Origin of the sequence: Streptomyces sp. TG1A-8, from assembly GCF_030499535.1 — a bacterium.
GTDB lineage: Bacteria > Actinomycetota > Actinomycetes > Streptomycetales > Streptomycetaceae > Streptomyces.
Genome location: NZ_JASTLB010000002.1, coordinates 1 through 18,786 on the forward strand (window position 1 = coordinate 1; position 18,786 = coordinate 18,786).

The 18,786-nt window shown below is 70.1% G+C and carries 21 protein-coding genes; 4 read left to right on the plus strand and 17 right to left on the minus strand.

Features of this window, described 5'->3' with window-relative positions; translation table 11 throughout:
• Positions 1–420 precede the first annotated feature (420 nt).
• The 3 genes from QQY24_RS31815 to QQY24_RS31825 all read left to right on the plus strand — a co-directional run bounded on the left by QQY24_RS31815 (position 421) and on the right by QQY24_RS31825 (position 4,667).
• Complete coding sequence (locus QQY24_RS31815; RefSeq protein ID WP_301976438.1) at positions 421–2,874, plus strand: DEAD/DEAH box helicase; 2,454 nt, start codon at positions 421–423, stop codon at positions 2,872–2,874.
• Between the two features lie 222 nt (positions 2,875–3,096).
• Positions 3,097–3,780, plus strand: a complete 684-nt coding sequence (locus QQY24_RS31820; RefSeq protein WP_301976439.1) for a plasmid partition protein — start codon at positions 3,097–3,099, stop codon at positions 3,778–3,780.
• Positions 3,777–4,667, plus strand: a complete 891-nt coding sequence (locus tag QQY24_RS31825) for a hypothetical protein (protein WP_301976440.1) — start codon at positions 3,777–3,779, stop codon at positions 4,665–4,667. Before QQY24_RS31820 ends, QQY24_RS31825 begins: the two co-directional genes overlap by 4 nt.
• Before the next feature lie 165 nt (positions 4,668–4,832).
• Here the strand turns inward: QQY24_RS31825 and QQY24_RS31830 are convergent, their stop codons facing one another.
• The 17 genes from QQY24_RS31830 to QQY24_RS31910 form a co-directional block, all read right to left on the minus strand.
• On the minus strand, positions 4,833–5,294 hold the full coding sequence (locus tag QQY24_RS31830) for a Pycsar system effector family protein (protein WP_301976441.1): 462 nt from the start codon (positions 5,292–5,294) through the stop codon (positions 4,833–4,835).
• Positions 5,295–5,317: 23 nt separating this feature from the next.
• Positions 5,318–5,638 carry an RRQRL motif-containing zinc-binding protein gene (locus tag QQY24_RS31835; protein ID WP_301976465.1) on the minus strand — a complete coding sequence of 107 codons (321 nt, stop codon included), beginning with the start codon at positions 5,636–5,638 and terminating at the stop codon, positions 5,318–5,320.
• A 49-nt stretch (positions 5,639–5,687) separates the two neighbouring features.
• Positions 5,688–6,185 carry a hypothetical protein gene (locus QQY24_RS31840; RefSeq protein WP_301976442.1) on the minus strand — a complete coding sequence of 166 codons (498 nt, stop codon included), beginning with the start codon at positions 6,183–6,185 and terminating at the stop codon, positions 5,688–5,690.
• Between the two features lie 117 nt (positions 6,186–6,302).
• Positions 6,303–6,848 carry a hypothetical protein gene (locus QQY24_RS31845; protein ID WP_301976443.1) on the minus strand — a complete coding sequence of 182 codons (546 nt, stop codon included), beginning with the start codon at positions 6,846–6,848 and terminating at the stop codon, positions 6,303–6,305.
• 142 nt (positions 6,849–6,990) lie between these two features.
• The gene (locus QQY24_RS31850) at positions 6,991–9,117 is read right to left on the minus strand and encodes a chromosome segregation protein ParM (RefSeq protein ID WP_301976444.1); all 2,127 of its coding nucleotides are present in this window, start codon (positions 9,115–9,117) and stop codon (positions 6,991–6,993) included.
• A gap of 102 nt (positions 9,118–9,219) precedes the next feature.
• Complete coding sequence (locus QQY24_RS31855; protein WP_301976445.1) at positions 9,220–9,639, minus strand: conjugal transfer protein TraB; 420 nt, start codon at positions 9,637–9,639, stop codon at positions 9,220–9,222.
• Positions 9,640–9,656: 17 nt separating this feature from the next.
• Positions 9,657–11,870: an ATP/GTP-binding protein gene (locus QQY24_RS31860; protein ID WP_301976446.1), complete on the minus strand. Its 2,214-nt coding sequence runs from the start codon at positions 11,868–11,870 to the stop codon at positions 9,657–9,659.
• Positions 11,871–12,024: 154 nt separating this feature from the next.
• Positions 12,025–12,255: a carbohydrate ABC transporter gene (locus QQY24_RS31865; protein ID WP_301976447.1), complete on the minus strand. Its 231-nt coding sequence runs from the start codon at positions 12,253–12,255 to the stop codon at positions 12,025–12,027.
• Positions 12,252–12,728 carry a hypothetical protein gene (locus QQY24_RS31870; RefSeq protein WP_301976448.1) on the minus strand — a complete coding sequence of 159 codons (477 nt, stop codon included), beginning with the start codon at positions 12,726–12,728 and terminating at the stop codon, positions 12,252–12,254. Before QQY24_RS31870 ends, QQY24_RS31865 begins: the two co-directional genes overlap by 4 nt.
• 120 nt (positions 12,729–12,848) lie before the next feature.
• Positions 12,849–14,525: a DUF2637 domain-containing protein gene (locus tag QQY24_RS31875; protein ID WP_301976449.1), complete on the minus strand. Its 1,677-nt coding sequence runs from the start codon at positions 14,523–14,525 to the stop codon at positions 12,849–12,851.
• A gap of 187 nt (positions 14,526–14,712) precedes the next feature.
• A complete protein-coding gene (locus QQY24_RS31880) occupies positions 14,713–14,955 on the minus strand; it encodes a hypothetical protein (protein ID WP_301976450.1) in 243 nt (80 codons plus the stop codon).
• 20 nt (positions 14,956–14,975) lie between these two features.
• A complete protein-coding gene (locus QQY24_RS31885; protein ID WP_301976451.1) occupies positions 14,976–15,149 on the minus strand; it encodes a hypothetical protein in 174 nt (57 codons plus the stop codon).
• A 157-nt stretch (positions 15,150–15,306) separates the two neighbouring features.
• On the minus strand, positions 15,307–15,468 hold the full coding sequence (locus QQY24_RS31890) for a hypothetical protein (RefSeq protein WP_301976452.1): 162 nt from the start codon (positions 15,466–15,468) through the stop codon (positions 15,307–15,309).
• Positions 15,469–15,507: 39 nt separating this feature from the next.
• Positions 15,508–15,873 carry a hypothetical protein gene (locus tag QQY24_RS31895; protein ID WP_301976453.1) on the minus strand — a complete coding sequence of 122 codons (366 nt, stop codon included), beginning with the start codon at positions 15,871–15,873 and terminating at the stop codon, positions 15,508–15,510.
• Positions 15,873–16,406, minus strand: a complete 534-nt coding sequence (locus QQY24_RS31900; RefSeq protein WP_301976454.1) for a hypothetical protein — start codon at positions 16,404–16,406, stop codon at positions 15,873–15,875. Before QQY24_RS31900 ends, QQY24_RS31895 begins: the two co-directional genes overlap by 1 nt.
• Before the next feature lie 193 nt (positions 16,407–16,599).
• Positions 16,600–16,776 (minus strand): hypothetical protein, encoded by a 177-nt coding sequence (locus QQY24_RS31905; RefSeq protein ID WP_301976455.1) that lies wholly within the window; start codon positions 16,774–16,776, stop codon positions 16,600–16,602.
• A gap of 82 nt (positions 16,777–16,858) precedes the next feature.
• Positions 16,859–17,152, minus strand: a complete 294-nt coding sequence (locus tag QQY24_RS31910) for a hypothetical protein (RefSeq protein ID WP_301976456.1) — start codon at positions 17,150–17,152, stop codon at positions 16,859–16,861.
• Between the two features lie 863 nt (positions 17,153–18,015).
• Between QQY24_RS31910 and QQY24_RS31915 the strand changes: the two genes are divergently transcribed.
• On the plus strand, positions 18,016–18,786 hold the full coding sequence (locus QQY24_RS31915; protein WP_301976457.1) for a GntR family transcriptional regulator: 771 nt from the start codon (positions 18,016–18,018) through the stop codon (positions 18,784–18,786).

An 18,786-nucleotide genomic window follows, 5' to 3' on the forward strand; every position in this document is an offset into this window, starting at 1 on the left:
GTTATGTTAACCTACTTCGTTCAGTTACGTATTGCTAAGGTTAAACCACTGCCATGTATCAAAGTACGCAGCACCTGGCGGCGGCATCAACTCTCCCACCAGGTAGGATCACGAACCACTCAACACCCCCTACCCGGGAGCCGAGACAGGCACCACACCGAACCCCCCGGCCGGTCGACCCCTCCCCCACATGACCGGCCATCACCTGACCAACCGTCAACGACGAATCCTCGACCACCGGCCAGATGCGCGGGCCGAACACCCGCCAACAACATCGACCGTAGCACATCGCAGCATGCCGATCGAGCAGTGTCAGCCAAACTGACGTGTCATTTCCTCGGGCCGTACATCATGTTGATGCATCGGGTAGCATCACGAACAGATCCTTTCCCCTTGCTCTCTGAAACGGAGACATGTGCCATGACGGACCGATTCCCGCTCCGCCCGCATCAGATCGAGGCAGTTGACGCCATCGTAGCGGGTCTGGATATCCCGCCCGGGAAGCGAATCCCGCCGGAGGGACTGCGCGGCACGGTGGTGAGCGCGTGCGGTACCGGTAAAACCTTCATCGGTGCGGCGGCGGTGAAACGGATTGCGCCGGAGGGGCGGGTTTTGGTGCTGGTGCCGACGCTGGCACTGCTGGCGCAGACGGTTAAGGAGTGGCGGGCTTTCGGGCATTCTGGGTCGGCGGTCGCCGTGTGCTCGCTGGAGGATGACCCGGGGCTTTTCTCTTTGGGGGTTCGGTGCACGACGAGTGCGCCGCAATTGTCTTTGTGGCACGGGCGGGGGCCGGTGACGGTATACGCAACGTATGCGTCGCTGCCGGTGCTGATTGAGGCGCACGAGGGCGAGTACGGCCTTCCGATGGACGTGTGGGACCTGATTTTGGTGGATGAGGCGCACCGGACTAGTGGGTCGCTGGGGAAGGCGTGGGCGGCTGTGCACGACCAGGAGCAGATTCCTGCGATGCGCCGGCTGTACATGACGGCGACTCCGCGGATCTGGATGGAGCGGCCGGCGCGGCGGTGGCGTCGGGGGGAGGAGGTGCCGGCCGCTGCGTTCAATCCGCTGCCGGAGGAGATGGCCTGTTCGATGGATGATGAGTCCATTTTTGGGCCGGTGCTGTATGAGCTGGACTTGTCGGAGGCCATCGCGCGGGGGCTGCTTGCGCGGTATCAGGTGGTGGTGGTCGAGTTGCGTGACGAGAGCTTGACGCCTGAGCGGCTGTATGGGGTGCAGCGGACTGAGGAGTCGGTGCGCGGTGAGCGGCTGGCGGTGCTCCAGGCGGCGCTTATGGAGACGATGGCCACGCATGGGTTGTCGCGGTGCATTACGTTCCACCACCGCACGGTTGAGGCGCGGGCTTTTTCGGAGGGGCTTTCGCGGGTGGTGGCGCGGCTGCATGCGGAGGATCCGGTGCGGTATCCGGAGTCGGTGTGGACGGACTGGCTTTCGGGCGAGCACGGTGCGGATGTGCGGTCGGACCGGTTGCGGGCTTTCGGTACCCGGTCGGGGCGGGCGGTGCTTTCGAATTGCCGTGTCTTGGGTGAGGGTGTTGATGTGCCGTCGGTGGATTCTGTTGCGCTGATTGATCCGAAGGGATCGGCGGTCGATATTGTGCAGGCGATCGGGCGGGCGCTCAGGCAGAAACCGAATCAGGGAAAGTTGGCGACGCTGATTGTGCCTATTTTCCTGGGGCCGGATGAGACTGAGGCGGATATGCCTTATTCGGCTTCTTACCGGCCGTTGGTGAAGGTGCTTTCCGGGCTTCGGGCGCATGATGAGCGGGCCGTGGAAATGCTGGCGGTTCCGCAGGAAAATACGTCGCGTACGGAGAGGGGGGTGTCGTTCCTGGGGGAGGAGCCGGCCGAGGGCGAGGACGAGGGGCGCATCCTGTTGCGGTTCGGGACGCATCGGGATCCTGCTTTGGTGGCGCGGCTGGTGCAGTACAACGTGCTGGAGCCGGAGCACGCCAACTGGCTGGCGGGGCACCGGGCCGCGGTCGCGTACCGGGAGCGGGCGGGGCATTTGGCGGTGCCGTATGAGCACCGGGAGATGATGGCGAACGGGCACTCCTTCCCGCTGGGGCGGTGGCTGGCCGATCAGCGGCGCGGCATGCAGGCCGGGACGCTGGCAGCACAGCGGGCGGCGGACCTGGACGCGCTGGGGATGGTGTGGGAGCCGGCGGAGGTGGCGTGGGAGGAGAATCTGGCGGCGGCGCGCGCCTACTACGCGGCGTGGGGGACGCTGGCCGCTCCGGTGACCGCGTCCGCGCTGGATAAGCCGGTGGGGCAGTGGTTGGCGAATTGCCGGAAGGCCGGCGGGTTGGGTAAGGACCCGGGCCGGGCGCGGCGGCGGGCGGAGCAGTTGGCCGCGATCGATCCGGACTGGCGGCCGGAGTGGCCGGTGGACTGGCAGCGCCAGTATGCGGGTGTGGCGCGGCTGGTGGCGATGGGTGCCGAGGTGAGCGAGATCGTGCCGGGGGTGACCGCCCAAGGGGAGGACGTGGGCCGGTGGCTTCAGCGTCAGCGCGAGCACGTGGTGTGGGAGGGACTGGCGGCCGGGCAGCGTGAGCGGCTGGTGGACCTGGGGGTTACGCCTCTGCCCCCGGAGTCGAAGGCGTCCGCTAGGGGCTCTGGGGGCGCGTCTGCGGGCTTTGAGCGGGGCTGTGCGGCACTGGCCCAGTACCGGCAGCGCACGGGCTCTGTCGGGCCCGTCAGCCGTGCGCACGTGGAGATTTTGCCGGACGGGACGTCGGTAAAGCTGGGGGTGTTTTTGGCGAATACCAAGACTCGGCGGGCGAAGCTCAGCGAGGAGCAGTTGAAGCGGCTGGCCGGTCTCGGGCTGGAGTGGGCGGCGCACGTGCAGGCGTAGCGGGCGCGGATGGAGACGGAAGGGCCCGGCTGGATGGCCGAGCCCCACATGGGATGACCTGCGGGGGTTTCATAAATCGGAACTCTTCTGAGGCACTTCAGCACTGCGGGGAAGCTGTCCGCGCGATGGATCGCTGACCTTGAACGGGCCGACATGGCGGGAGCAGGTGGCCGCGCTCAGGGCCGACTAAGCGGTACAGAAGTAGGTACTAAGGTGGCGCGCATGCTGATTGCCAGCCTCAAGCCGAGGACTATGGGCGGTACGACCAATACAGGGCTTCTGGCCTATGCCCTGGCGCGGGCTGGCCATCCGGTCACCTGCTACGACGCTGACGAGTCGCTGCAACTGGCGGCGTGGGCGCGGGAGGCCGGCGACTTCCCGTGCGAGGTACACGTGGCGGACACCCCGGCGTTCGCCGAGGTCGTCTATCCGGAGATGGACCACGAGCGGGTCAACCTGGTCGATGCCGGGCACGCCGAGAACCACCCGGACATCGTGGACTCCATCCTTGAGGTCGTTGATCTCGTGATCCTGACGCTCTCGCCCACGAACCCGGACTACGAGCGGCTGACCAAGCCCGAGCGGGGCACGCCGCTTGCCAAGGTGATCAAGCGGTCCGCTGCCCTGCGCGAGAGCGGGAAGCCGCCGACAACCTACGTGCTGCTCAACCGCTGCCAGGCCGGGGCGGCCAGCCCGAAGAAGTACGCGGATCTGCTGCGGAACGGGGGCGTGGAGGGCACCGATCCGAAGTGGTCGGTGCTGTCCACGCAGATCCCGCGCCGGGAGGGCATCGCGTCTGCGGTGGGCTTCCCCTGCGACAAGCCCGAGCGCAAGAAGCCGTATGACGCGCTGGTCACCGAGCTGACCGAGCGGGGGCACCTGCCCCGGGCGGGAGCAGGAGCATGAGGCGCGACCTGAGCAAGCAGGACCGGGCGCGGGCTTTCGTCCCCGAGCTGATCCCCGACCCGCAGGACCTCGACCGTACCGGCCCTCTCGATGCCCGGGAGCAGCGGGACCTGGAGCGCATCCATGCCGCGCGCGACCACCACCAGGCCGCGAAGTGGATGCGGGGCAAGGCGCTGGAGGCCGCGTTCCGGCGGCGTCTCTACCGGGGCGAGGATGGGCAGCGCACGCGGCAGGAGTACCTGAACGACGAGTGGGACGGTATCAGCGAGTCCGCTGCCTACCTGGAGATCAAGGAATGGCGGTTGGCGGCACAGATAAGCGCCACCTGTGAGCGGCCGGCCCCTGACTCACACGTTCGCGCCTTGATCGACGCGGCTGAAGCGCAGGGCTGTGAAGCGGTCGCACACTGGTACGCCGAGTTGCGTCGCCATGGCATGGAGACCGGGCGCCGGGTGACCGCTCAGGTGGTAGCCAACCTTGCTGACTACCTGCTGAAGGGGTCCACGCCAGAGCTGGACGGCCTGTTCGCCCCCCAGCAGCTGCCGTCTGTTAAGCGTCGCAAGCTTTCCGTTCCTGCTGAGCGCACAGAACATGCCGAGAAAGGCTCAGTAGAGCCGGTCTCGGGAAGGGTCGTCGCGCACGGCGGAGACGACTCATTCCAAAATTTTGGAATGAGCGGCACCGAGCACTCAGACGAGGGACGTCCCCTGGCCGGCGACCAGTGGGTCTTGGGTGCGGAACACGTCAAACGGCTGAGTGCCTGGCTTGTAGCTGAAGCCCAGCATGCCGGGATCAGTCCGGAGCGCGCTGCGGACCTCCTCATCCAGGCACTCTCTGATGAGGCACAGTCACTGCATCACTGGATCCGGGTACGCGCCGCTCTGTAGCGGCCGTGGAAACGCAAAAAGGCCCGGCCCCGCAGGTGCCTGCGGGGCCGGGCCGTGGGGTTGGGTGGTCAGGCATGCTGGAAGTGCTGGCGCCCCGTGACGGGGGCGTCCAGTGCCCGGGGCGGTTGTCCCATGAGCCGATGCGCCGACCGTCCCGGGGCCCGGCTACAGCAGGGCGCTGAGCGCGGCCAGGACGAGGAAGCCGAGCGCGGTCAGGGTGCAGTCCACCGCGCGGCGCAACTGGCGGAACTTGACGACGGCAATGCCGGACAGGACGCGGATGCGGGCGGCGCGGGTGTCGCCGGTCATGCACGCGCTGATTTCTGCCTCGGTGAGCTGGGCCCAGTAGGGGAAGCTGGCGCGGTCGTGGCCGCCGAGGTGGGGCCGGACGACCAGGAGCAGCAGCACGGCAGCGGCAGTGAGGGCGGCGACGGCGAGGGCGCCGGCCACGTAGGCCGGGGCGGGCAGGTGGCGGCCGGCGAGGGAGGCCAGGCCGGCCAGGACAGCACCGATGAAGGCGAGCAGTAAAGATGCCTTGCCGTCCGTGCGGGCGATCTCGCTGGCGACCGCAGCGCAGGCGTCATCGAGGTTCTTGCCCGTGCTCTGGTCAGTGGCCGAGGTGGTCATTTAGAGACGGTCCTTTCGTGCGCTTACGCGGCCAGGGCGTGAGCGGGCGGGGCGGTGTAGGTGGCGGGGTCGGCCGGGGTTCCGTCGAAGCACTCCAAGCAGGAACCCAGGGTGCGCAAGGGCAGGCAGTGGTGGTAGCGGCGCAGGCATGCCGGGCAGGTGGTCCGAGCTGCCATGGCCTTGTCGAGGGCGGCTTCCTTGGCCAGGGTCATGGGCCGGATCGGCAGGGCGAGGTCGCGCCGGTAGAGGTAGGCGGGGCGGGTACAGGTGCGCTGCGGGCGCGTCGCGCACGCCCGGCACCGCAGGATCGCGGCCGGCTCCTGTCCGCCGGAGCGGTGCGCCAGTCGTACTCGGGTAACCCCTGGAGGGCGCGCGGCCGGCTCGGGGTCGTGTTCACAGTGCTCCCCGGGAGACGGCCGGGCTCAGGTAGCGGGCGGCGGCGGTCACGAAATGGTCGTGAGCGGCCTTCGCGGCTTCCCGGGCGGCGGCCAGGTCGTCGGTGGTGGCGGATGCGTCGCGCATCGCGTACGTCAGCGTGACCATCGCGTCAGCCGCGGCGCGCACGGCCTGGTCCTCGATGAGGACGCGCAGCGCGACCAGGGGGCGGGTGATCGCGCTGCGCGTCAGGTGACTCTCAGCGCGCAGCGCCTCGACCTGCTCGGGGCCGGCGCCCTTGAGGAGGGCGTCGCCGCGCATCCACATCGCCCGGCGGTGGTCGGATGCGGCACAGGCCAGCGTGGTGACGGCCTCCAGCCGGTCCCGGCGGACCGACTCGCCGTGGGCGATGCGCGCCTGTCGTTCGGCGGCGCGTTCCTGGAAGCGGCCGGAGACGATTGCGCCTGCCAGGGTGCCGGTGATGGCGAGGGCGGCGGTGATGAGGGTGGCTAACACGCAGGGACCTCCTGGGTGTAGTGAGCGCGGCGGGAGTGTGGTGTGCAGGCCGGGCGGCCTGGCCCGCACCCGACCGCGAGGGGTTCGGGTGCGAGGCAGGTGGTCCGGAGCAGGGGGTTAGAGGCCGCAGGCGTCGGCGAGGTGGGCGGCCTGGTCGAGCATGCGGAGCGGGACACGGCCCGTGCTGTGTGCGTCGTTGAAGGACGGCACGGAGTCCACGTTGTCGCCGAAGCGTCGGCGGATCGCGTCCAGGAGCACGGCGGCGGCGCTGGCTTCCAGGCCGCTGTCGCCGCGGGCCTCTGCCCGGATGGCTCCGAGCATGCAGCGGGCGCCGTTCTCGTCGACCAGGGCGCCGGAGCACCAGCCGCCGGTGAGCAGTCGGTGGTGGGCGCGCTGCAGGAGCGCGGCGACCGGGGTCGGGTACAGCTCCGGCAGCGGGGCGGGCCCGGTGGTGAGGGGGCCGGTGATGAGGGGGCCGGTGATGACGTCGGCCAGGTCCACGGGCTCGGTGTCGATGTGGGCGGTGTTGACCTCGTAGGCGACGGCCGCTTCGTCCAGGCGCGCGGTCATCACTGCGTTCATGAGGGTGAGGCGTTCTTCAAGGGTCAGTTCCGTCGGCGGCGCGGGCGCTGCGGTGATCGGGGCGGGGTGGGTCTGGGGCATCGAGATCTCCCTGGGGCGTCGAAGAGGGCGGGGCGGGGTGGCGGCCTTCGACGCCGGCGGCTGGGGCGGTATCGGATGCAGGTGTGAGCGGGGCCCGGCCGATGCGGCCGGGCCCCGTGAGGGTGGAGCAGTGTGGGGTGGGTCAGACGCCGGAGAGGTGCTTGATGGCTTCCAGGGCCTGGCGGGGGGAGGTGATCGCGTCGCGGCGCGCGGGCTTGCCGCCCCCGCCGCGGTGCTTGCCGCCGCCCTTGTTCGGTGCGTCCTCGTCGCCGCTGCCCTTGCCGTCGGCCGGCTCGTCGCCGAATTCGCCGGGCCGGGGCGGTTCGGTCCAGTCGAACCACAACCCGCGCGCTTCCAGCTCGCGGATCTCGTGGTCGGTGAGGGTGGCGATGGTGTCGGGGAAGTAGGCGTCGATGCCGGTCTTGAAGTCCATGAACAGCGTGCGCAGGACTTCGGGCTGCTTGGCTTCCACGATCCAGCCGGCGCCGCCGGTGTTGGAGTCGGTGGGCGGTTCGGGCTCGCCGCGCATCACCCGGTCGATGCGGCCCTTCTCCTCGGGGGAGAAGGAGCGGGGCAGGGGGTCGGGGATGTACTCGGAGGGGATGCCGAGGGCCCGGAACATGTCGGTGACCTTCTTCGGGGCGACCTTCAGCACGACGGGGATGCAGTTCTCGCGCAGGTTCTCGCACAGCAGCTGCGTGAACCCGTCCTGGACGTAGATGGACTGGCCGGCCACCTTCAGGCCGACGCCGTACTTGCGGCCCTTGACCGATACCAGCTCGGCGAGGTCCATGATCTCCGCGCCGTAGTCGCCGTGGCGGGCGGCGGACAGGAACTCATCGAGGTAGGCGGACAGCATCCGGTAGGGGCAGCCCGGCCGGGTCGGGTCCCACTCGTGGACCTGGCCGTCCTCCCACGGCATCTCGCCGCGGATCTCCATGAGCGCGACCATGGCCCGCAGGAGCCGGATCATGTAGAGGGCGCCGACGCCGTAGCGGGCGGTGTGCCGGCCCAGCGCGGCCGTCTTCTCGTCCGGGGCCTCGGTGGCCAGCATGACCACGGCCCCGAACAGGGCGTCGGCCGCCACGTGCAGGCCCATCAGCTGGGTCTTGCCGCCACCGGAGGGCGCGACGAACAGGCCGTGGGCCGCGCCCCGGTCGGTGTAGACGCGGTTGCGGGCGGGCTGACCGTTGCCGAGGTAGCCGGTCACCCACCGCCCGTCCGCATCCGGGGTCAGCAGCTCGCGGGTTGCCGGGAAGACCTGCGCCAGCGGGCTGGTGTCCCACAGGGAGATGAGGATCTGGTTGCCGTCGACGGTGACGAACAGCCGGCCTTCGTCGTACTTGGTCTTCAGCACGGCCGCCAGGGCGTGCAGGTTGACCCGCGGCTCGCCCATCTCGTCGGGGACCTGGGCGATGTAATGGGTGACCCGGCGGGCATGGTCACGGACCTCCCTGACGAACTCCGAACCGGGCACCGGGCCGCCAGCGGCACCGATCCGGTCGGCCCACCACTCACGGGCGGTGGGAGCCTTGCGGCGCCGCTCGTTCGCATCAGGGGTGACGTCGACCTCCTTCCAGCCGGGGCCGCCCTCACGCCCGTACTGCCGGGCCACCTCCTTGACAGTCACGTCAGCGACGTCCACGCCGAACGCGGCAGCGACCGCCTCCTGGGTGAGGCCGGAAATCGGCCGTCCAGCCTCGCAGGAGCGCAGCAGCAGCGACAGGTCATGCGGCATGCCGTCGTGCGGGGTGGCCTTGACGACGATCGTGCGGCCGGGCATGCCGCGGTTCTCCCACAAGTGGCGGACCTGCCGGGTGAAGGGGTCCGCGCCGTCGTCCGGCTGTGCCGGGGACGGCGTCGGCTCGGGGACGGCGGGCTGCAGCTGCAGCGTGGGGGCCGGGGCGGCCAGGGCGGGACGGTGACGGCGGCGGGTGTGCCGGGAGAACGGCATCACCAGCAGGCCGGCCGCCGCCCATCCGGCCGCCAGCAGGGCGTCCAGGCAGTAGGGGCCCCAGCCGGGGGTGTGGCGGGTGGCGACGTCGACGGCGGCGGCGAACACCAGCGGCGACCAGCGCAGGATCTTGCGTCCCGTGCCGGGCCCGTCGCTCTTGTAGGCCAGGAACCAGCCCCCCACGCCGGCGGCGCCCGCCAGCTGCACGACCGTGTTGACGGGACTGTCAGGCATAAGGTTCGGGGCCGCGGCGAGGACCGGGGCGGCCAGGGTGTAGAGGGTGCGCTCCAGGGCGACGCTGCGCGGCACGGACACAGGTGTTTCCCTTCGGAAGACGGCGTCGGAAGACGGTGATGGGCGGCCCGCCGTCGGTGGCGGACCGCCCATCAAAGAGGGGGGTGTAGGTGGGGTGTTGGGTCAGTGGGCGAAGAAGCCGGGTTTGGGGGTGCGTTCGCGGCGGCTGGAGCGGACGGTGTCCAGGGCCTCGTACAGCCGCGCGTGCGTACGCCGCGCGTCCGTGGCCAGGCCGGACACCTCCTGCGCCGTGGCGTGGAGCTTTTGGACTTCTACGGCGGCGCCGCCCAGGGCGACGGCGACCTGGTTGGTCATCTCGATGAATTTGCGGTCCAGTTCGGCGTTGGCGATGTCGACGGCCAGGCCCTCCGCGCGCTGGGCGTTCAGGCGCATCCCGCGCAGCAGCTGCTCGAGCTCGTTGCCCGCCAGCTCCATCGCAGTGCCCAGGGTCTTGAGCTTGTGCTGGACGGCCTTGTAGCGGTTGTCGCCGTCGGTGCGGGCGGCGGCGCCGCCGGTGGTGGTGGTGGGCTCGAGGTCGCTCATCGGCAGACCTTCCTTTTCTAGTCGTGGTGGGCGGCGGCGGAGGCGTGGGCCAGGCCCGCGTCGTCCATGGCCGCGATGTCCTCGCCGTAGACGTGGCCGACCGACATGGCGGCGATCCGGGCGGCCTCGGAGGCGATCTCGCACTCGGTGGCGCACCGTTCGGCCAGCTGCTTCATGCGGTCCGCGGCGTCGGCCAGGTCGGTGATCTGGTCGACGACCTCGGTGGCGATGTTGTGGTCGCCGACCAGGTCGGTGGCCATGTCCCGCAGCGCGTCGGCGACCTTGCCGAGCGCGGCGGCCAGCTCCTGGGCGCGGTCCTTGTCCAGGCCGGCGGTGATCGCGATGGTCACGATCTCCATCAGGTACTCGCCGAAGGTGATGTCGGTACGGTGCTGGGCCGCCATGCCGGCCTGGCCCGACGCGGTCTTGCTGACCTCCGATGCCACGGAATCCTCCTGTGCAGTGGGTCGGCTGGTGCCGGGACGCTGGGTGTGGGGTTCGGGGGCGGGCGGCAGGCCCCTGACGCCGGTGGTCACGGCCGCGGGCTCGTCGGGGACGATGTCCGCGTCCACGATGTCGTCCTCCCCCTCACCGGCGGGGCGCGGTGGGCGGGCGGGGTGCTGGGGCCACTCCACCGTCGGGGCGGAATCCCGCGCACCGAACGGGCTGTCCGCCGTACGGCCGCGCCGCCCGGCACGACCAGCGCCACCGCGCCCGGTCCGGCCGGTGCGGCGGGCGCGCCCGCGCCGTTTGGTCCGGCCATCGCCGGTGGCACGACGGCGCCGAGACCGACGCCGCTTCCTCGAGCCGCCAGGAGCTCCGTCAGCGGCCTTTCCCGCCCTGCCCGGCCCGTCGGATGCCGGATCGTCCGTTCCGGCACCCAAGACGGCGTCAGGGCCGTCCTCGGCGCCCCCCTTGCCCGTGTCCTTACCGGTGCTGGCCTTGTCTTCCTTGTCCTTGTCTTCCTTGCCGGTGGCGGTGCCGGCCTTGTCTTCCTTCGCGTCCCTGGCGGCCTCTGCCTCGGCGCGGCGCTTGTCCCACCGCCGCTGAGCCTCCGCCGCCGCGGCAGCGCCCAGGGTGGTGCGGTCTTCGGCGGCCTTGGCGGCCTCCCGCTTGGCCTTCCGCGCGGCCTTCCGCTCGGCTTTCGCCCTGCGGCGTTCCTCCCGCTCCGCCTGCCGGTTGGCGCGGTCCTTGCTGCGGTCGGCGAGGTTGGCGGCCTGGTCGGCGCCGCGCCGCTGCTGCCGGGCGGCCTGGCGGACAGCGGCGCGCTCCTGGCGTCCGCGGGCCCGTTCAGCCGCCGGGCTGGAGGCCGGCGAGTCCTTCGACCTGCCGCCCTCACCCTTCGAGCCGCCCTTGCCCGACCCGGAACTGCCCGAGCTGTTCTTACCGCCCGAGCCGCCCGAACTGCCCTTGCCCGACCCGGAGCCGCCAGAGCCGTTCTGACGCCCTTTCGACCCCCCGGAGGAGTCATTGCCCTTCGGGCCGCTCCCACGGCCGCCAGCGGAGCGGTCAGAGCCCTTCCCGGCGCTCTTGGGGGAGTTGCCGCCCCCGGAACCGCGACCGGTGCCGGTGCCGCCGGACCCGTTCGTTCCCGGGCCCCGGCCGCCTCCCGTGCCGCCCCGGCCTGGACCGCCGGAGCTGCCGCCGCCGCGTGAGCCGCCCCCGCCGCCGGCCTTCGAGCGGCCGCCCTTGTCGGCGCCCAGGCCGGAACCGGCGGACCGCGCCGCGTCGGTCTTGCCGCGCGCCGCCGCCTTATCGCCCTTCGCCTTCATCATCGCGGCGTGGAGCTTGCCGTTCTGCTCCGTCATCGCGGTTTCCCGCGCGGTGCGGGCTTCCAAAAGCGCGACCTTGCGCGCAATCTCCGCCTCACGGAAGGACGCTTCTGCGGCGTGCCGCTCCCGCGCCACTTCCAGCCGGTATTCCAGCCAGTCACCAAGCCGGTCCGCGAGAGAACGAGGCTGAACGTATTTGCCCTTTTCGGTTTTTTCCGCATCGCTCCCGCCGGGATCTGCGAGCGGAATCCCACCAGACATTAAAGCGGATTCCGGCTGGGGCGCAGCGGGAATCGGAGGCAACTCCATAGTGGTTTCTTCCGGGGACTCCGGAGGGATGGCGGACTCTTCGCTGCCGTCCGGGAAAAGACGTCCAGGGTCCGGCAATTGTGGGGGCTGGTCTGTGACATCGCTTCCGAGGGGGAAATTGATGAGTTGCCCTTCGCTGTCGTCTGACACAGCTCTCGCGTCCTCCTTCAGGGCTTGACAGGCGGTGACCGCCTCGCGTACGCGTGTGCGCGTGTGGGCGCCTGGGCGTGTGGGCGCCTGGGCGTTGGAGACGCCGCAGGGGCCGCCGCGTGACAGCGGCGGCCCCTGCGTGGCGTGCGGGCGGTTACTGGGTGTGCTTGAGGTAGACGGCGTGCAGGTCGTGTGCCAGCGCCCTCAGCGCGGCGGTGTCACCGCGCTTGAGGCATTTTCTGCCGTGCGTCTGAACCAGCATCACCAGGAAATAGAAGGCGCCGAGATCCTCGCCGTGTTTCTCGATGAAAGAAGCACGCTGCTTGAGCAGGTAATCGCGGGAGCGCTGGGCGCGGAGTTCGGATTTCAGGAGCGGGCGAGTCACGCCGAGCGCTCCCTGCCGAGGTCGTAAATCGATCCAGGACCACTGTAACCCGGATTCGGCCCGCCGGGAACCCCCTTCGGCTGGTTCTGGGATGCAGCCTGGAGCGGCGGGCGGTTCTTCAGTTTCTTTTCCAGCTCCTTTTCTTTTCGCTTTCGGGCGGTATTTGCGACCGCCTCATCGTGGGCGCGGCGCTTGTATGCGCTCTTTTCCAGGCCTTTGGTGACGGCCTCGACGTTCTTCAGCACGTTCTTCAGGGCCCGTTCCACGGGCTGGGCGCGCAGCCAGGCGTCGTAGAACCGGTCGCCCTCGACGTGGGTGTCGCGGCAGTGCACGCGGATCTCCAGGGCGAGGGTCTCCAGGTTCTTGCCGATGTCCAGCAGGACCCGCTGAACGTCGGCCAGGTACCGGGCGGTTGCCTCCGGGCTCTGCGCGACATCGCGCAGAGGAGAGTAGTTCGGGTCGTTGCTGTTCACGGCGGGGGTTCCCTCCTGGTGTACTTGTGGGACTGGGACTGCTTTCCGGCAGTCGCAGCGAAGGGCCAGCCCGATTGCCGCGGGCTGGCCCTCACTGGTGTGTGCCGGACGGTGATCGGGTCAGGGCCGGTAGCCGGAGGCGAGCAGGTCGGCCGCCTCCTGGCGGTACTCAGACGCGGTGCTCGGCGAGGCGACCTCCAGCTCGTGCTGAATGTCGGCGAGCGGCAGCCGCTCGGCTGCACCGCCGACGGCGAGGATCATCCGGGCGACGCGGCGGACCGCTCGCTCGCGCGGCTTGAGCTTGGCGACATCCTCGGCTTCGACCGCGCGCCGCTCGATTTCGGCAGCAGCGCGCCGCGTTTCGGCAGCGGCCAGCTTGGCTTCGGCAGCCTTCTTCTCGGCGTGCGCCGCGTCGGCGAGAGCGACCTTCTTGCGGCTCTCTTCCTCCTCCTTCTTGCGGTCGGCTTCGGCGGCAGCGCGGCGGGCTTCGGCGGCAGTTTTCTCGATTTCGGCAGCGACCCGATCCGCTTCGGCAGCGGCCCTGCGGGCTTCGGCGATGGTCTGAGTCTCGATCGCCTGAGCCTCCGCCGCGGCGACCCGGTCGGCCTCCGCCGCTTCCTTCCGCTTTTGGGCCGCCTGGCGCTCCAGCTCCGCCGCGCGCAGGTCCGCATCGGCCTTCGCCTGGCGCTCCTGGGCCTCCTTGCGCTCCGCCTGCGTCTCACGGGCGCGGGCTTCGGCGACCAACGCGTTGTCCAGAGCCTCCTGCTCCAGAGCGGCGGCCCGCTCTGCGGCGCTGACCTGGGCGCGAGCATGGGCGCGGGCCTGGCCCGTCTCGCCTTCCACCCGGGCGCGGAGTGCTTCGAGCTTGCCCTCCGCTTCCAGGCGCTCGGCCTCGGCTTTCTTCCGCGCCAGTTCCTGGCGTGTCTCGGCGTCCAGGCGCCGGCGCTCGGCTTCCTCCGCCCGTGCCTGTGCCTCGCGTTCCTGCTGCTCAGGCAGCGCGAGCGCCTCAGTGACGGTGTAGCCGTACGGGGCCATCGTCATCGGCAGCCGCTCATCGTCGGTCGCCTTGGACAGATCGCCCTTGTACTTGCGCTTGAGCCACTGCTCATAGGCGATGAGGTCCTGCTGACGCCGGACCATCTCCTCGTAGGAGGCGACCGCGTACAGCCGCATCCGGCGGTAAAAGCGCGGAGTGTCCAGGGGGGCGAGGATCCAGCGGTGCAGCGGGATCCGGTCGACCGCTGTACCGGCCTCCAGCCTGGCCTTTTGGATGATCAGGCGGCGGGCGGCCTCCACACCGATCACGAACAGCACCGGCATGACACCGTGGCTGGCAGCCTTGACCGGGTCGTCGCCGATGTGGCCTTGCGAGCTGGCGTTGAACCACACGGTGGCGGCTGTCATGCCGTGCGCGGCCATGCGCAGCAGCGGCCACGGGGTGTCCTTGCGGATCAGGTACAGGTCCAGCGCGAGGAACGCGATGATCGACGCATCCACACCGACCGGGAACCAGGGCGCCAGATCCTTGCTGAACCCCCAGGCCAGAGCCACCTTGGCGAGGGTGCTGTAGGACATCGCGAAACCGATGACCCCGACGAGCGTGCCGCCGAGAGCGGCGGCCGCCGACAGCGCGGTCATCAGCCGGTCACGCCCGGGCTTGATCGGCTTCCGCTTCACTGTTCCCGAAACGCTTCCCCGCGTTCCCGAAACGGGTGCGGCTGCGTCCGAAACAGCGGTCGGTGGGCGCGAAGCGGGGGCGTTAAGAGCCGCCGTCTGCGGCGTCTCAGTGATCGTCACGGAAGCCTCCAGAGAAGGGCGTTCAGGGTGCGGGCGAAACGAGGGGGGCCGCTCCCGAAACGCGGCGAGGCGTTCCCGAAACAGCGGCCGATGGGACCGAAACGGGGGCTGTCCGGCTCCCCTGGACCGCGCACGGCCCCCGCCGGCTGGAGGCGGGGGCCGTGCAGGTCAGGCAACCGGCAGACGGTCAGTAGCCGTCCGGGATTTCACCGGCGCGCAGGGTGTCCGCGATGTAGCGGTACTCGGCGGCGTTCTCGCGCGCGCTCGTGGCCGCCCGGGCCGCGCACGTGCGGACGTGCGCGGACTTGGTCGGGTCGGCGGCGGTGCGTTCAGCGGAGGCAGCTGCCGCGTCTGCACGCGGGGCAGCGGTGTTCGCCCAGTAATCGGCTTCACATGCACGGTTCATACGGGCGCGAGTAATGCGGTCCATGCGTTCTCCTTGTCGGGTTGTCAGGGGCGGTTTTTCAACCGGTTGAGGTAGGCGTCTTGCAGCCGCTCGAAGGCCGACCACAGCCGCTCCCCTGCGGGGCAGCGGGCGTGGTCGGTGCAGTGGGTGCAGTGGGTGCGGTGCGCCTGGTGGGCGCGGTGCGCTGCCTGGTAGCGCTGGTACAGGCCCTCAGGCACGGGCCGTTCCTTGTGGTGCGAGAGGCGGTGGTGCAGGTCGGCCACGCGGTATCCGGCGTCCCACGCGGCGGCGGCGGCCAGGGCGGCTCCCCTGGACCGCGCACGGCCCCCGCCGAATGCAGGCGAGGGCCGTGCAGGTCAGGCAACCGGCAGACAGTCAGTCGCTGTCGCTGGTGATTCCTCGGCGGCTCTCCCATTCGCGGATGCAGCCCTGCGCGATCTGGCGGTTGACCGGGTCCGCGCTGTGCTCGTGCTGCTCGATCGCGGTGGCCAGCTCGTCATCGGTGAAGTCCGGGACGGTCTTGCTCGGCCAGGCCATGTGTCTCTCCTTTGAACGTGCGGATCCGGGTTGTCCAGCTCAGCGGGTGCTGCGCTGGCGTGTGAGGTAGGTGTCTTGCAGCCGCTCGAAGGCCGACCACAGCCGCTCCCCTGCGGGGCAGCGGGCGTGGTCGGTGCAGTGGGTGCAGTGGGTGCGGTGCGCCTGGTGGGCGCGGTGCGCTGCCTGGTAGCGCTGGTACAGGCCGTCGGGCACGGGCCGTTCCTTGTGGTGCGCAAGGCGGTGGTGCAGGTCGGCCACGCGGTGTCCGGCGTCCCACGCGGCGGCGGCGGCCAGGGCGGCGGCCGCGAGCAGCAGGCGGGTGAGCGGGTGCGCGGGGCCGACGGTGGTGGCGGCCCGGGCGGCGCGGTGCTGCGCTGCCCGGGCCGCTTTTATGAGGTGCGGCATCAGCCGCGGCCGGCGGCGCGGCAGGCGTCGCAGACGCCACCGGGCCAGCCCTCGAACCGGCCGCCGCACTCGGAGCACTGGCCGCCGGCACTCGCGTGCGCCCGGGCCGGGGCGGGCGAGGTGCGGGCCTGGCCGCAGCGGCACTGCCAGAAGCCGCACACCCCGCACGCGTCGTCGTCCTCCTCGTAGATCGCCACCGCCGCCAGACGGGTACGCATCTGCGCCAGCGTGCGCGGTGCGCGGCGGTGGGCGGGGATTACGGCGTCCTGGGTGTGGACGGCGGCCAGGAGGTGGGCGCCGAGCGCGGCGGCCGGGTCGGCGCGGTGCGGCCGGACCGGCCGCGCGGACCGGCCGGTGCGGTGGGAGTTGATGGCGGCCAGGACCCGGCGGAAGGCGTCCTCCGGCTCGAAGCCGGCCGCGTCGTCCTCCCGGCCGATCTCCTCGGCCGTCTCCGCCACGCCCGCCGTAGGAACGGTGCAGAAGCGTCCCGGGGTGTGGCCGGGGTCTGTGCGGGTGACGTGGGGGCGTGTCATGATCGTGCTGGTCAAAGGGAGTTCCACCCTTCCTGTTGACCGGACAGCCCCGGAACTGACCTTCCGGGGCTGTCGCCTTGTGTGGCCGGCCGGAGGGCCGGCCACCGCCCAAGCGGGCGCGGCCCGGCACCCCACACATCACTCGCGTGGGGTGCCGGACCGTGACGGCTTGGACCAGGCGCCGAGCGGCGCGTCAGTCGAGGGTGAGCCGGACGGCGTCGGCGATCAGGCCGGCCTCCTCGCGTAACTCCCGGGCCCGGGCGTAGAGGGCGGCGCGGTCGGCCGGCTCGGCCTCCGTGGCGCTGTCGGCGTGCTCCTCGATCTGGTCGGCCTCGACCGACATCTGAATGGCCCTCCTGCGCAGACTCATCTGTTCCTCAGCTTTCGTTGTCGTTCTCGGGCGGGTTGGCTTTGTTCACGAGTCGTGACGGCGGGTGGACTGGCGCAGGCCGTCAGGCGGCCGGTGCGTAAGCGGCGGTGTCCCTGGCGGGACGGATCAGATAGTCCGACGTCGTCCACACCGTGCCGACCGCGAACGGCTGGCCGTCCGGGCGCAAGGTGTCGCGGACGATGACCGCCCACCGCGCGCCGTCACGGCGCAGCAGCACGGCAGCGTCGACCGGGTCGGTGATGAGCGCCAGGACCTCAAACCGGCCGTCGCTGTTCTGGTAGATGGCGCCCGGCCGGCGGGGGCCGATCTCGTCCTGAACGCTCGGGCGGATCGGGCGGAATGCGATGCTGTGCACGTGGTCTGTCCTCTCTGCTGGGATGACCGCGACAAGAACCCCCAGGGATGCGCCCCTGAGGGTTCGTCGCGTGCGGGCCCCGCACCATGACGGAGCAGTGCGTCCTGCGCACTCCGCCGGCCACCGTGCCCGCAGGGGGCGCGGTCGGCGGCGGGCAGCACAGGCTGCAAGGTTGCGCGACCCGTACCGGGCGCCGGATCTCATATAGACGCGGACCGCTCACCGCCCGGGGAGATCCGTCCAGGCGGGTCATCTGCGATCAAGGTCTGCCGCGTCGTTCTTTAGCGTCGTGAGGGTGCCTGCCCTCCGCACTCCCCGTCAGTAATGAGCGCGTGGAGGGTCTTACTCCTCCACACCGCCCGTATGGGCGCCCGACGGATCCACGTGCGTGCCGACTGCCACCACCAGGGGTAATGGCGCCTCACGACGGGTCTCCACCACCTCGGCCGGCGTACTCACGGCCGTCGTAGCTGTGATGGATGCACTGTGGAGTTGTCAAACAGCAGCTCGCAGCAAGAGCGCCTGAGCGAGCGGTCCGCGGTCGTTCCCCTCGTGAGGGGCCATCACCCGCGCCCGAGCAAGGCATGGCTGTGCTCCATGCACCCACCCCCTTACTTAACTAGTTAGGTGAGTGCGCGGTTCGATTAACGCACCCAACTCCTCGCCTGTCAACCTGTCTAGTTAAGCTTCGAGACAGAAGGCCTCTGACCTGCGTTTTCATGACACAGACCAAGACGATCTCGATCCCAACTTTCGGAAGACAACTAGACATGTCATGCTGGGACGCATCGATCGGAGGGAGAGATCCCACACGGAGATCACGAGTGGAGGCGATAGCCATGGCTAAAAGGGAGCCCGGAAAGGTGCCACGCATCGCCGCGAGCATCGCGGCGAAGATTGAAAGAGGCGTGCATCCGCCCGGTTCAGCCCTGCCGAGCGTCCCTGAGTTGCAGGCTTCAGAAGGCATCGCCTACCAGACGGCCCGTGATGTCTATGGCCTGCTGGAAGACCAGGGCCTCGTGTTCTCACGTCGCGGGAAAGGCACGTACGTCAGCCTCGTGCTGGGCAAGGTGCTACGGGATAGCACCAGCCGGTACCTTCCGACCGCACGATCTGAGGGCGGCGCAGTCGGGGCGTTCGATGCGGAAATTCGCAGGCTAGGTCTCGTCTACAAGCCGCTACCCACGGTGATTGCCCGCGAGCGGCCACCGAAGCGGGTAGCGGACCTGCTCGGGCTGCATCACGCGACGAAGGCCCTCAAACGTGAGCGCGTAATGCCCGTCGGACGACCCGACAACGATGACGTCAGCGAGGTGGTGCAGCTTGCCACCTCCTGGTTTCCTCCGGACATTGCTGACCAGTGTCCACAACTGGAGGGACAGAACACCGGCCCCGGAGGCAGCAAGTCCCGGCTGGCTGAGGCTGGCTACACACAGGTCCGCCTGCGTGAGGAAATCGAGGTCCGCGCCCCCTCTGAGACGGAGGCCGCAGGGCTTGGTATTCCAGCCGACCAGGCAGTCCTGGAGATCACACACCAGGGCATGACCGCCGAGGGCCGGATCGTCGAAATCTGCTTGCACGTCATGCCGCGTACGAAGTGGCGGCTGGCCTACGAGTGGGTCATCGGCTCGTAG

Coding starts and splice junctions, on each gene's coding strand:
- QQY24_RS31815 (WP_301976438.1), top strand. CDS start 421: ATGACGGACCGATTCCCGCTCCGCCCGCATCAGATCGAGGCAGTTGAC.
- QQY24_RS31820 (WP_301976439.1), top strand. CDS start 3,097: ATGCTGATTGCCAGCCTCAAGCCGAGGACTATGGGCGGTACGACCAAT.
- QQY24_RS31825 (WP_301976440.1), top strand. CDS start 3,777: ATGAGGCGCGACCTGAGCAAGCAGGACCGGGCGCGGGCTTTCGTCCCC.
- QQY24_RS31830 (WP_301976441.1), bottom strand. CDS start 5,294: ATGACCACCTCGGCCACTGACCAGAGCACGGGCAAGAACCTCGATGAC.
- QQY24_RS31845 (WP_301976443.1), bottom strand. CDS start 6,848: ATGCCCCAGACCCACCCCGCCCCGATCACCGCAGCGCCCGCGCCGCCG.
- QQY24_RS31855 (WP_301976445.1), bottom strand. CDS start 9,639: ATGAGCGACCTCGAGCCCACCACCACCACCGGCGGCGCCGCCGCCCGC.
- QQY24_RS31880 (WP_301976450.1), bottom strand. CDS start 14,955: ATGGACCGCATTACTCGCGCCCGTATGAACCGTGCATGTGAAGCCGAT.
- QQY24_RS31890 (WP_301976452.1), bottom strand. CDS start 15,468: ATGGCCTGGCCGAGCAAGACCGTCCCGGACTTCACCGATGACGAGCTG.
- QQY24_RS31895 (WP_301976453.1), bottom strand. CDS start 15,873: ATGCCGCACCTCATAAAAGCGGCCCGGGCAGCGCAGCACCGCGCCGCC.
- QQY24_RS31900 (WP_301976454.1), bottom strand. CDS start 16,406: ATGACACGCCCCCACGTCACCCGCACAGACCCCGGCCACACCCCGGGA.
- QQY24_RS31905 (WP_301976455.1), bottom strand. CDS start 16,776: ATGAGTCTGCGCAGGAGGGCCATTCAGATGTCGGTCGAGGCCGACCAG.